Source organism: Rhodococcus qingshengii JCM 15477 (assembly GCF_023221595.1).
Taxonomy (GTDB): Bacteria; Actinomycetota; Actinomycetes; order Mycobacteriales; family Mycobacteriaceae; genus Rhodococcus_F; species Rhodococcus_F qingshengii.
The window spans coordinates 158,522-170,960 of sequence record NZ_CP096563.1; the positions used below are offsets into that span (position 1 = coordinate 158,522).

Genomic DNA, 12,439 nt, shown 5'->3' on the forward strand with positions numbered 1-12,439 from the left:
ACTGTGCGCCTTTATTAACCGCGGGCGGTTAATAAAGGCGCACAGCAGGGAGGTTAGCGCGGCGCCATGCGCAGTGCGCCGTCCATGCGGATGGTCTCGCCGTTGAGGTAGTCGTGCTCGACGATCATCTGCGCGAGCTGCGCGTACTCGGACGGCTGGCCCAGGCGGGACGGGAACGGAACGCCGGCCTCGAGGCCCTTGCGGTACTCGTCGGTGACGCCTGCGAGCATCGGGGTGTCGATGATGCCGGGAGCGATCGTGTTGACGCGGATGCCGAACTGCGCAAGGTCACGGGCAGCCGGAACCGTCATGCCGTGCACGCCGCCCTTGGAGGCGGAGTACGCGATCTGGCCGATCTGGCCTTCGAAGGCAGCAACGGAAGCGGTGTTGATGACAACGCCGCGCTGGCCCGACTCGTCGACGGCCTCGGTCTTGGCGATGGCGTCGGCGGCCAGGCGCATGACGTTGAAGGTGCCGAGCAGGTTGACGGTGATGACCGTGCGGAACAGCTCGAGGTCGTGCGGACCCTTCTTGGACAGGATGCGTCCGGCCCAGCCGACACCGGCACAGTTGACGACGATGCGCAGCGGGGAGCCCGACTCGACGATCTGGTTGATCGCTGCTTCGACCTCTTCGCCGCTGGTCACGTCGGTGGGGATGAGGGTGACGCCGGCGGGGACGTTGTCGCCTGCGCGCTCGATCGACGCGGGCAGATCCAGGCCGAAGACGGTAGCGCCGGCGTCGGCGAGGCGCTTGGCTGTTGCGGCGCCGAGGCCTGATGCCGCTCCGGTGACCAGTGCTGCGGTTCCCTTGATTTCCACTTCGTGTGCTCCTCGAGTTAGCGATCGGTAAGGCGGTGGTACGTGTCGAGAACCATAACGCGAGGGTGTATGTGAGGGCGAACGCGCGAGACCCGCGTAGGGCTGGGTACCTTGGACGCGAGGTCTGAGAGCAAAGCACCGGACGAGAGGGGACCTGCGTGAGCAAGGCGCCTGTGCGTCCCGCCGCTTCTGTCGAGAATTTCGAGCGGTTGCAGCGCGACCCTCTCTTCGAAGATCTTGCCGAACTGATTGCCGAGGTTCTCTCCTACGCGTTCGACGCTCCGGCCGCCGTCGAGATCGAACAGTGGACGATCAGTTGCCTGCCGTCGACCAACCGATCGGCGGAGCGCCATCGCTTGTTCACGCTCAATATCGGTCCGATGGAGATTCTGAGCGTCGAGTGCCATCTGGTCGGCGGTAAGCCGATCGAGCACGTCATGTCCGTGTACGTATCCAGTTCGGCACTGGAATCGCGAACCGGATGCAGCATCGAAGAACTCGACGCCAAGCACGATCTGGTCGCCATCAGACGCACCGAGTTGGCGTCCGCCGACGGCGACGGGACCGTGATCGACTGCAGTCTCGAGGACTCGGATGCGTTGGAACAGTTCGCCCAACTGCCCGTCGACGTGACGACGGTTCGTCCGCTCGCGGAGCATCTTGTTGCCAAGGGCAAGGGCCCATTTCGGCAGTATCACAACGCCGGGTTCGCCAAATATGTACTGGAAAGGTCGCTCGACCATGCTTGATCAGTTGCCCATCCGACTCCCGCGTGTGCTGCGAGACGGGGACGATGACGGCGCGGTCGACGTGCTGCAGGAATATTTCACGAGGCCGCTCCGAAAGACCGGTTATCTCCGAACCGGTGCGTTGTGGGATTCCTGGGATCCCAGTGGCAATCGCGATCGTGATGCGAACATCTTCACCGCGGAAGATCTTGTTGCGGTGACGCTTCTGTCGGTTCAGGTTCCGGCGCAAGGAGCCTTCTTCCTGCTCGGGGAGAACAATGCCGAACTGAACCGACTCCTGGCGGACGTGGGCCCGGATCGCGATCTGTCGAACGAACCCGATCCCTTCACTCCGGAATCTCCGGTGTGGCGGTTGGAGACGGCGCTTCGAGAGATTCACGGTGTCGGGCGAACCACGGCGTCCAAACTGATCGCGCGCAAGCGTCCGCGACTCTTCCCGATCTACGACGACGTCGTCGGGCGGGAGTTGGGAACGAAGTCGGCCCACCTGGAACCCGTTCGCGTAGCCATGCGGGAAGACGAGTTGCAGAGTCGACTCCTCGATCTACGTGCACGAGCAGGTCTCGACGAATCCGTTCCGGTCATCAGGGTGTTGGACGTGCTGGCGTGGATGCAGGGTAAGGGATACAAACCGGCACTCTAGCTTTCTTGTCGGTGGGCAGGTCTATTGTCGAATGTATGTTCGATAAGGGATTGACGAGCGGTGTGGGGACATCCGTCGATGACGGCTGTCCTGTCGTCGACCCACTCGTGTTGCCGGACATGCTCTTTGCGACGGCGCAGAGCGAGAACATGCTTGCCGCGCAAAAGGTGCTCGGTGCATCCATGTTGTCGGAGTCGAGATTCAACGCCGAACTCGACGTGTCCGGTGATGTCGACAAGGCGTGGCGGATCGCATGCAACGAGATCGCGGTCATGCTCACGTGCTCGCGTCGTACTGCCGAAGTCCACATCGAGATCGGTGATGCCCTGCGGGAGTTCCTTCCGTTCACCAAGGCCGCCTTCGCTGCCGGCGAGCTGGACTATGCGCGCGTGCGCAAGATTGTCGACGGACTCACCGGGGCCGACCCGGAGGCGATCGCAGCACTCGAGCGCCGGGTACTTGCCTCGGCGCACCGTCTTCCGCCCGGGCAACTGGAGCGCGACATCGAGCGCCAGCTCTTTGCCTACGATCCGGATGCTGCCGCCGAACGTCGCCGGAAGATGCTGGAACACCGCGATGTTCGCACGCGTGCAGACCGTCACGGACTCGCCCAGTTGCAGGCAACACTCAGCGCGACCGAGGCCGTCGAAGCGCTTGGCCTGATCAACGAGGCCGCCGGAAGCGTCTGCAACCACGATCCACGAAATGTCTCGACCCGTAGGGCCGACGCACTGGTCGCTCTGCTGCACGGCGAACAGGGGCTGACGTGCCAGTGTGGCAGCGAAACGTGCGAGGCAGTATCCCCAGCAGCTCGATCGACTGCGCCCTCACGTCGGAAGCCGGTGTTGCACATCGTGTGTGATCTGGCGACGCTCCTCGGATTGACGTCAGATCCCGCGAGCATCGACGGATACGGGCCGATCGATCCTGATTTTGCTCGCGAGCTCGCCGCTGATTCCACCTGGCAGGCCTTGTTCGTCGATTTCCGCGCCCAGGCCGCGGGGAACCGACCGCGTCGGCAGCATGCTCCGACTGTCCTGCCGCTTGTCACCCGACGTGATCGCCCAAGTCGCGAACCGAACGGCTGCGGGGATCGGATTCGGGCGATGCAACGGTTGGTCGCGCGATCCCCGGACATCGTTCGAAGATCGGATGGGCATGGCACCCAACCCGATCCGCCTCCCGGCGCGCTGACCTATGCTCCGGGAGCGGCTCTGGCCGCATTGGTGCGGGCCGTCGACGGTCACTGCCGGTTCCCTGGTTGTTCGGTGCCCGCGAACAGGTGCCAACTCGACCACATCACCGAGTTCGATCCTTCCGATCCGAGACGCGGTGGGTGGACCATTGCGAGCAACCTCCAATGCCTGTGTCGTCATCACCATCAGGTGAAGACATACAGGTTGTGGACGCCGGTGATGCTGGAGGACCGTGCCATTCACTGGACCGATAAAACCCGCGGGTTGACGGCTGTCACGGTTCCGGAGAGGATCTGACTTCGAAGATGGTCTCCAGACCGTCTTCCTCGTCCCACTGCTCACCGACTTCGCAAAAATTGTACTGGCTGATCAGATTTCGTGATGCGATGTTGTCCGGACTGATGGTCGCTCGAACGGTGTGTACTTCGGATTCGCGACTCGCGACGTCGAGAAGTATCTCGAGGGCGGCCCGTGCGTAGCCCTGGCGCCGGAACGCCGGGTCGATGCGATATCCGACCTCCACCATCCCGCGCGCATCGGGGCGACCGTGGAATCCGGCCAACCCCACCGGCGTCGAGGTGCGGGCATCGACTGCGATGCGGGTGATCCACGAGCTGTCGAGGGGATTCTCTGCTATCTGCTTGCTACGGTAGCGCCACAAGCCCTGGCATTCTTCGCCGAGGAGATACGGGGTCAGGAGGTCGGGTGCGAGTTCCATTGCAAGAGTGGCGTTGTCTTCACCAAGTGCGTGGAGGGCGAGTGATGGAACCTGGACCAGTTGAAGTCCACGTCCGCCGAGTGTCCAGGGTAGTTCGGTGACTGTCACAGGTCGGCGATCGGCGTCGACAGCGTTATGTCGACGCCGATGCTCCGGAGGTTGCCGTCGAGAACCTGCCAGATGGAGCGTTCGAGGAACTCGGCCAATTCTGCGCTGGTCACATCGGAACCCGGCTGGCTGAGCCAACGGTTGACGCTGACGTCGACCAATCCGATGACGCCGAAAGCCAAGGGCTCAGCCATCTTCGACGGTTTGCCACGGCTGGTGAGGATCGTGCCCAACAAATTTCCCAATTGGACGGCGATTGCCGTCTTGGTTCCGGTCACCACTTTCGAACCGGTGGCCCGCGTACTCGGCGAGCCCTTGCCTAAAAAGTGGTGCAGTCGTGGATATTTCACAATCCACTGGAGGTAGGTCTCGACGGCCCGTGAGATGGCCTCGCCGACGGTGCCTTGTGGCGTGAGGGTGGGGGTCAGGTCGGTCATCATCATCTCGAGGATGCGGACTCGCAGCTGCTCGTCGAGGTCGGCTCGATCCTTGAAGATCCGGTAGACAACGGAACGGGGGACGTCGGCGCGCTCGGCGATCTGCTGGACGCCGACGTCGGCGCCACCTTCGTTGACTGCATCGAGTGCTGCGTCGAGGATCCGCGCTTTGCGCTGCTCCTTGTGATCGTTCCAGCGAGTGCTGCGCCCGTCGGGCTGCGCCGACTCGGCTGTTTTTGTCATAAATCGAACGATACTCACCCCGCCATTGACTGGACAAGATGTCTCACATACTTTGGTGGGACAGCGTGTCACACACAGATACCGTTCTCTTCAGGAGTGGCAATGAGTAACAGGGTTTTTGTCGTCGGCGTCGGCATGACGAAGTTCGAGAAGCCGGGAGCCCGCGAGTGGGACTACCCCGACATGGCACGCGAGTCGGGTACCAAGGCGCTCGAAGACGCGGGTATCGACTACACCGAGGTCGAGCAGGCATACGTCGGCTACGTCTACGGCGAGTCCACCGCAGGTCAGCGCGCTGTCTACGAGCTCGGTCTGACAGGTATCCCCATCGTCAACGTGAACAACAACTGTTCGACGGGATCGACCGCGCTCTACCTCGCCACGCAGGCGGTCAAGAGTGGTCAGGCCGACTGCGCACTCGCGCTGGGCTTCGAGAAGATGCAATCCGGGTCGCTCGGATCCACCTACGACGACCGTGAACAGCCACTCATGCGGCACCTCCTCGCTCTCGCCGAGCTGCAGGAGTTCGCGATGCCGCCCGCTCCGTACATGTTCGGCGCCGCGGGCGTCGAGCACATGGAACGCTTCGGGACCACTGCAGAGCAGTTCGCGAAGATCGCCGTCAAGAACCACAAGCACTCACTGAACAACCCGTATGCCCAGTTCCAGGACGAGTACACCCTCGAGCAGATCCTCGAAGCACGCCAGATCCACGGCCCGCTCACCAAGCTCCAGTGCTCGCCTACCTCGGACGGATCCGGCGCGGCGATCATCGCCAGCGAAGCATTCGTCGAGAAGCACGGGCTCACTGCTCAGGCGATCGAGATCGTCGGGCAGGCCATGGTCACCGACATGAACAGCACCTTCGAGGACAAAAGCGCGATCAGTCTCGTCGGCGCGGACATGACCCGTAAGGCCGCTGAGAAGGTGTACGCGCAGGCCGGGATCACCGCCGACGACGTCGACGTCATCGAACTCCACGACTGCTTCTCCACCAACGAGTTGCTGACCTACGAGGCGCTCGGACTGTGCGCAGAAGGTGACGGCGGCAAGCTCGTCGACGCCGACGACACCACCTACGGCGGACGCTGGGTGGTCAACCCGTCCGGCGGCCTCATCTCGAAGGGCCACCCCCTCGGAGCAACAGGCCTCGCGCAGTGCGCCGAACTCACCTGGCAGCTCCGCGGAACCGCGGACAAGCGTCAGGTCGACGGCGCGAAGGTCGCCCTCCAGCACAACATCGGACTCGGCGGTGCAGTTGTCGTGACCGCATACAAGCCCTACGCACGCTGAATCACACCCTCAACCCGCTAGCTACCCACTAGGAGTTTCATCATGGCTTCCGTTTCCGTCTCCGCCGTACTGCCCGCATCCCCCGAGAAGACCTGGGATGCGCTCTCCGACCTGTCGCGCTGGGAGGAGTGGCTCACCATTCACCAGGGCTGGAAGAGTGAACTCCCCACCGAGGTCGCGTTGGGCGCCAAGTTCACCGAGGTCGTCTCCGTGATGGGTATGGCCAACAAGATCGAGTGGACCGTCGAAGAGGTCGAGGTGCCGAAGATGGTCAAGATTGCCGGTACCGGAATGGCCGGCGTCACCGTCGAATTCGTTCTCTCGGTCGAGGCCGACGGTGCGGGTTCGAAGGCAACCGTCGACGCCAGCTTCAAGGGCACCATGATCGTCGGGCCGATCGGCAAGGCAGTTGCCAAGAACGCCAAGGCTGATCTCGAGGCCTCGCTGGCCAAGTTCGCCGAGCTGGTCGGGTAACGGCTCGATGACGACACCGAAGACCAACGCGGTCGAATTCGATACGTCCGGGCTGGACGTATGGACCGATCCGGAGCACTTCGAGGTGACAGCCGAGCGCATCGCCGAATATGCCGCTGCCACAAACGACCCCATCGAGCGACACCTGAAAGGCGAGATCGCTCCACCGGTCTTCGCGGTGGTACCCGTCTTCATGTCGATGGCACCCGCTGCGCTGTCGGTGGCGCCGGTCGAACTGCTGATGAAGCTCGTTCACGGTGAGCAGGACTTCCTGTTCCACCGTCCGATCTACCCTGGCGACCATCTGGTCGCTCGCGCCAAGCCCATCGGATTCGAGGGCCGGGACAACGGATCCACCGTTGTCATCTACGTCGAAACCAAAACCGACAAGGGTGAATTGGTCAACGAGCAGTGGATGACGGCCTTCTTCCGCAAGGTCGACGCGGGCCCCGGACTTGGCGAGAAGGCTCCCGAACACCGATTCGACGACGCTCTTCGCGCTGGTAGTCCCGCAGCGGTGGTGAACCAGCATATCGACGAGGACCAGACGTTCCGGTACTCACCGGCTTCCGGCGATCCGATGCCGATCCACCTTGACGAGGAGATCGCTCGGATGTCCGGGCTCCCCGGAATCATCAACCACGGACTGTGCACGATGGCGTTCACGTCGTGGGGAGCCCTGACCGAACTGGCAGGCGGCGAGACCGAGCGGTTGCGCCGTCTCGCAGTGCGATTCGCGAAACCCGTACTCCCGACACAGGACATCGAGACGGTGTTCTACAAGTCGAGTTCGGCAGACGGAGCCACGTCGTACTCGTACGAAACCAGTGCGGTCGGTGACCTCGTGATCAAGGACGGCCTCGCGGTCATCGCCGACAAATGAGTCTTCATGTCCGACAACTGAACTGATGGGAATCTGAACTGATGGGAAGTCTCGACGGTCGCGTAGCGATCATCACCGGAGCAGGACGCGGCATCGGCCGTGAGCATGCGCTGCTCTTCGCTCGTGAGGGTGCGAGCGTCGTGGTCAACGACCTCGGCGGCGCAAACGACGGTTCCGGTGCAGATGCCGGCCCCGCGCAGCAGGTAGTCGACGAGATCGTTGCCGCAGGCGGCAAGGCCGTTGCCAACACCGACAACATCGCCACCTGGGACGGTGCCGAGGGCCTCGTCAAGCAGGCCGTCAGTGAGTTCGGCCGACTCGACGTCCTGGTCAACAACGCCGGCATTCTTCGTGACGCCTTCATCGCGGGTATGGACGAGAGCCAGTGGGACGCAGTCATTGCCGTGCACCTCAAAGGGCACGCAGCGACACTGCACCACGCTGCCGCATACTGGAAGGACCAGAGCAAGGCAGGCGAGACCGTCAACGCTTCGGTCATCAACACTGCTTCGGCTTCGGGTACCTTCATGCCCAATGCGGGCCAGGGCAACTACGGTGCCGCCAAGGCGGGCATCGCAGCTCTGACTTTGGTGGCCGCTGACGAGCTCGATCGATACGGCGTGCGCGTCAACGCAATTGCGCCGATCGCGCGTACTCGACTGACGCTGGCGACACCCGGTATGGGTGCGCTCTTCGCGGCCGAGGTCCCCGAGGGTGAGTTCGACGCGTTTGCGCCGTCCAACATCTCGCCGCTCGTGGTCTATCTCGCGGCGGCGGACTGCAAGCTCACCGGCAAGGTGTATGCCGTTCAGGGTGGGGCCATCACGGAACTCGCCGGCTGGCACGGTGTGAACACCATCGAGAGCGAGGGTCCCTGGACCACCGCTGACCTCGCAGAACGACTGTAAGCGCATGGCACGCAACGCATACGAACTCGGCCTCGGGCTGAGTGAGGAGCACACCGCGCTTGCAGATTCGGTGCGCTCCTTCGCCGAGCGCACCATCACCACCGAGCAGGTGCGCGCGGCCGTGGAGTCGCGGACCGAGGACAAGTTCCCCCAGTTCTGGACGGCACTCGTCGGGCAGGACCTTCTCGGGCTCGCGGTTCCGGAAGAGCAAGGTGGTCACGGCGCCGGCCTGCTGACCTTGGCGGTGGCACTGGAAGCATTGGGCCGCACAGTCTCTCCCGGCCCGTTCGTTCCGACGGTATTGGCAAGTGCCGTTCTCGGTGTCGCCGATTCCAAGGCGGGACCCGAGTTCCTGCCCGGTCTGATCGACGGAAGTCGTACGGCAGCAGTCGCCTTGGGTGCACCGTTGGCGGCCGAGTCGTCGGACGGTGGGTACAAGATCACGGGCGCACTCGACGGTGTGCTCGGCGGTGAACATGCCGACGTACTGCTGGTTCCGATCCAGTTGCCCGAGGGCGTTCGCTACGCCGTGCTCGAGAGCAGCGCAGTCTCGATCACCGTGCAGGACAGCATCGACGTGCTGCGCGGTAGTGCGCGGATCGAAGCTGACAATGTTCAGATCAGCGCCGAACGGATACTCGACGGTCTCACCGAGGCGCGGGTACGGTCCATTGCCGCAGTCGTTCTCGGCGCCGAAGACGTCGGCGTCATGTCCTGGTGTGTTTCCACTGCGTCGGAGTACGCCAAGACACGCGTGCAGTTCGGGCGACCCATCGGCCAGTTCCAGGGCGTCAAGCACAAGTGTGCGCAGATGGGCATTGCGCTCGAGCAGGCACGCGCCGTTGTGTGGGATGCGGCAAGCGCATTGGACAAGGGCGACGACACGGCAGATTTTGCCGCCGACATCGCCGCAGTCATCGTGCCGGACGCCGCAGTGCAGGTAGCGCAGGACTGCGTGCAGGTTCACGGCGGCATCGGATTCACGTGGGAGCACGACGCACACCTGTACTACCGCCGCGCGCTCTCGATCCGCGGCATTCTCGGCACCCGCGAGGATCGAGCCAATCGTGTTGCGCAGCAAGCACTTGACGGTGTCAGCCGGGCTTCGGTTCTCGAACTGCCGCCGGAGGCAGAGGAGATCCGCGGCGGCATCGCGGCCGAGCTTGCCAAGTTGGTCGAGCTCGACGAGGACGACCAGCTGATCGCGCTCGGCGACGGCGGCTGGGTTCAGCCGCACCTGCCGAAGCCGTACGGGCGCAGCGCCGCTCCGCTCGAGCAGATCGTCATCTCCCAGGAGATCAAGGCTGCGGGTATCTCGATGCCGCAGCTCCTGATGGGCACCTGGGCCGTGCAGGCCGTCGTAGCGCATGGTTCGGACAAGCAGAAGCAGGAATTGGCAGTACCGACCCTGCAGGGTGAGCTGGTGTGGTGCCAGCTCTTCAGTGAGCCCGGTGCTGGTTCCGACCTCGCATCACTGTCGACGAAGGCCGAAAAGGTCGACGGCGGTTGGAAGATCACCGGTCAGAAGATCTGGACCACGGTTGCTCAGTTTTCCGACTGGGCGATGCTGATCGCCCGTACGGACGCCGGCAAGCCGAAGCATCAGGGCATCACCTACTTCGTGCTCGATATGTCGACACCGGGCATCACCGTCCGCCCGCTGCGTGAGATGACGGGTTCGGCGTTGTTCAACGAGGTGTTCCTCGACGACGTGTTCATCCCCGACGAGAACGTGGTCGGCGAGGTCAACGACGGTTGGAACGTCGCCCGGACGACGCTGGCCGGCGAGCGCGTCGCGCTCAGCCAGAAGATGGAGGCGTACGCCTCGGACTCCGATCTGCTGAAGTTCGCGAAGTCGGCAGACCTGAGCCCGATCGGACGCTACCGTGTCGGCGAGCTGGTTGCGGAGAGTCAGGCGATCGACCTCATCGGCTCCCGCGTTGTGCTCAAGCAACTTTCGGGGATCGACGTGAGTACGACGTCGAGCGTCGGCAAGCTGTTGGCGATGAAGATCAGCCAGTCGATCGCCGAGTTCGTCGTCGCCGAACTGGGTGCTGCCGGAGCGGTCAGCATCCCAGGTCAGCCAAGCGACAAGGCGATGGAGCAGCTCATTTCGGGCCGTGCCACCACCATCTACGGCGGCACAACCGAGGTGCAACTCAACGTGATCGGTGAGCGCATGCTCGGATTGCCGCGAGACTGAGGGTACTTACCGGTGAGGCTCAGTCCTGGATTCTTCTCCAGGGCTGAGCCTCTTCCAGTTCGAAGGCCAATTCGAGGAGCGTGCGCTCGTCGCCGAGATCGGCGGAGAAATGCGCAGCCAACGGCAAACCGTTGCTGGTCTGATGCATCGGTAGCGAAATCGCGGGACCACCGGAGATGTTGTTGAGCGGTGTGAACGACGTGTACGCGATCAACTTGTCGAAAAGCTCCTCGAAAGGCTGAGCGGGAGAGAGGTATCCGAGCTCGGGGGTGGTGTGCCCCAGAGCCGGCGAGAGCACGACGTCGTACTTCAAGAACATGGCGCTGTATTGCTGCTGGAGCCGTCGCAGACGGTAGAGCACGCGCGGCGTCTTCACCAGGTTCTTCCGGTACAGCGTGTAGAGGCCCTTGGTGAGATTGTCGGTGCCGGACTTGTCGAAGTCGGGTCCGAGCATTTGTTTGCCACCGGTGGAGATGGCAAACGACAGAAAGCCCCAGTAAATGCTGAAGTCGTCGATGAATTCGGGGCCGACGGGCAGTGCCGCGTCCTCGACATGATGGCCAAGGCTTGCAAGGAGTTCGGCCGTAGCTTCGACGGACTTGCGCGTCTCGTCGTCCGTCTTGGTGACGGTGACGGAATCGGCGATCACGCCGACGCGCAGGCGGGTTGAGCTGGGTCCTTCGATCAAGCGAACCGGTGCGAGTCGCGGATTGCGGTAGTAGTTCTCAGCCGCAGACATCCATCGTGCAGTGTCGCGAACAGTGCGAGTAACGGCGCCCTGGGCGATCAACCGGATCGGCATCGACTTGTCGGCTGGATCGGCGATGGTGCGTCCGCGAGTGGGTTTGAGTCCGACGAGTCCGCAGGCAGCGGCGGGAATGCGAATCGATCCACCGCCGTCGTTGGCGTGCGCGATCGGGAGTACGCCGGCAGCAACAAGCGCGGCTGCGCCTCCCGAGGAAGCGCCCGACGAGTACGCCGGATTCCACGGGTTGTGGACGGGTTCTTCCGTCATGTATTCGGTGGACGCACTGAATCCGAACTCGGGCAGTCGGGTCTTGCCGATCGAAATGGCCCCGGTGGAGAGGAACTGCTTCGCAAAATCGCTGTCGGCTTTGGCGGGGATCGCGGTGAAGGCGGTACTGCCCTGCTGGGTGGGAAGGCCGGCGCTGTCGGTGTTGTCCTTGATCGCGGTGGGGACACCGGCAAAGACGCCCTTGGCGGGCCGGTTGCTCCTGGCGAGGGCACGATCGAAATCAGTGCAGGCTAGACCGTTCAATTGCCCCTGCACTGCCTCGGCGCGGGCGATCGATGCCTCCATGACTTCCCGTGCGGTCACCTCGCCTGATTCGATCCGGGCGGCGACGGCGGTGGCGTCGAGGTCGCCCAGGGCGTCGTCGGTGAAAGCGTGGATGGGGGTGTTCGCGGTCATGGGGATCCTTGTCAGGCGGAGGCACTCAGGTCGTCCGTCCAGCATATTGGACGGACGACCCCTGAGTGGCGCTATCTGTGGATTGCGGTATCAGCTACCGAAGATCGTCACTGCCTGCTCGGCCGCCTGCGGCGCCTGCTGGAACACTCCCTGGGGGATGAACTGCTGCGGAATGAACTGCTGGGGGCCCAACTGCTGGAAGTTCGTGACCATCGGGTGGATGACGTTGTTGAATACATCGTTGAACATGTGTTGTGTCCTTCGGTTACAGCGTTTTTCGAACTTCTGACTCCATCGACACTAAGCACAGTTCTGGCGAGTTTCAACGAAA

General features: G+C 63.1%; 13 protein-coding genes. 8 read left to right on the top strand and 5 right to left on the bottom strand.

Annotated features, from left to right (window positions below; translation table 11 throughout):
• Nucleotides 1-53 precede the first annotated feature (53 nt).
• Nucleotides 54-821 carry an SDR family NAD(P)-dependent oxidoreductase gene (locus M0639_RS00665; RefSeq protein WP_003944195.1) on the bottom strand — a complete coding sequence of 256 codons (768 nt, stop codon included), beginning with the start codon at nt 819-821 and terminating at the stop codon, nt 54-56.
• Between the two features lie 158 nt (nt 822-979).
• On the opposite strand from M0639_RS00665, the gene M0639_RS00670 reads away from it, so the two are divergent.
• From M0639_RS00670 to M0639_RS00680, 3 genes are read left to right on the top strand one after another with little or no spacing between them, the layout of a single operon-like run.
• Nucleotides 980-1,570 carry a hypothetical protein gene (locus tag M0639_RS00670; protein ID WP_054781279.1) on the top strand — a complete coding sequence of 197 codons (591 nt, stop codon included), beginning with the start codon at nt 980-982 and terminating at the stop codon, nt 1,568-1,570.
• Complete coding sequence (locus tag M0639_RS00675) at nt 1,563-2,213, top strand: DUF6308 family protein (RefSeq protein ID WP_054781280.1); 651 nt, start codon at nt 1,563-1,565, stop codon at nt 2,211-2,213. The genes M0639_RS00670 and M0639_RS00675 overlap by 8 nt, the downstream gene beginning before the upstream one ends.
• A gap of 35 nt (nt 2,214-2,248) precedes the next feature.
• Complete coding sequence (locus M0639_RS00680) at nt 2,249-3,706, top strand: HNH endonuclease signature motif containing protein (RefSeq protein ID WP_064073616.1); 1,458 nt, start codon at nt 2,249-2,251, stop codon at nt 3,704-3,706.
• Here the strand turns inward: M0639_RS00680 and M0639_RS00685 are convergent.
• Nucleotides 3,684-4,235 (bottom strand): GNAT family N-acetyltransferase, encoded by a 552-nt coding sequence (locus M0639_RS00685; protein WP_064073615.1) that lies wholly within the window; start codon nt 4,233-4,235, stop codon nt 3,684-3,686. The two genes, M0639_RS00680 and M0639_RS00685, sit on opposite strands and share 23 nt — an antisense overlap.
• Nucleotides 4,232-4,915, bottom strand: coding sequence for a TetR/AcrR family transcriptional regulator (locus tag M0639_RS00690; RefSeq protein ID WP_007735953.1), 684 nt, complete (start codon nt 4,913-4,915; stop codon nt 4,232-4,234). Before M0639_RS00690 ends, M0639_RS00685 begins: the two co-directional genes overlap by 4 nt.
• Nucleotides 4,916-5,017: 102 nt before the next feature.
• Here M0639_RS00690 and M0639_RS00695 point away from each other — a divergent pair, with 102 nt between their 5' ends.
• From M0639_RS00695 to M0639_RS00715, 5 genes are read left to right on the top strand one after another with little or no spacing between them, the layout of a single operon-like run.
• The gene (locus M0639_RS00695; RefSeq protein ID WP_064073614.1) at nt 5,018-6,208 is read left to right on the top strand and encodes a lipid-transfer protein; all 1,191 of its coding nucleotides are present in this window, start codon (nt 5,018-5,020) and stop codon (nt 6,206-6,208) included.
• Between the two features lie 42 nt (nt 6,209-6,250).
• Nucleotides 6,251-6,682 (top strand): type II toxin-antitoxin system Rv0910 family toxin, encoded by a 432-nt coding sequence (locus M0639_RS00700; protein ID WP_003944139.1) that lies wholly within the window; start codon nt 6,251-6,253, stop codon nt 6,680-6,682.
• A 7-nt stretch (nt 6,683-6,689) separates the two neighbouring features.
• The gene (locus tag M0639_RS00705) at nt 6,690-7,565 is read left to right on the top strand and encodes a MaoC/PaaZ C-terminal domain-containing protein (RefSeq protein WP_050655961.1); all 876 of its coding nucleotides are present in this window, start codon (nt 6,690-6,692) and stop codon (nt 7,563-7,565) included.
• Nucleotides 7,566-7,606: 41 nt separating this feature from the next.
• Entirely contained in the window at nt 7,607-8,473 is an 867-nt protein-coding gene (locus M0639_RS00710; protein ID WP_064073613.1) for an SDR family oxidoreductase, read from the top strand.
• A 4-nt stretch (nt 8,474-8,477) separates the two neighbouring features.
• The gene (locus tag M0639_RS00715) at nt 8,478-10,676 is read left to right on the top strand and encodes an acyl-CoA dehydrogenase family protein (RefSeq protein ID WP_064073612.1); all 2,199 of its coding nucleotides are present in this window, start codon (nt 8,478-8,480) and stop codon (nt 10,674-10,676) included.
• A gap of 19 nt (nt 10,677-10,695) precedes the next feature.
• Here the strand turns inward: M0639_RS00715 and M0639_RS00720 are convergent, their stop codons facing one another.
• Both M0639_RS00720 and M0639_RS00725 read right to left on the bottom strand, forming a co-directional pair.
• Entirely contained in the window at nt 10,696-12,108 is a 1,413-nt protein-coding gene (locus M0639_RS00720; protein WP_064073611.1) for an amidase, read from the bottom strand.
• 90 nt (nt 12,109-12,198) lie between these two features.
• Nucleotides 12,199-12,357: a hypothetical protein gene (locus M0639_RS00725; protein ID WP_003944172.1), complete on the bottom strand. Its 159-nt coding sequence runs from the start codon at nt 12,355-12,357 to the stop codon at nt 12,199-12,201.
• Between the last annotated feature and the right edge of the window lie 82 nt (nt 12,358-12,439).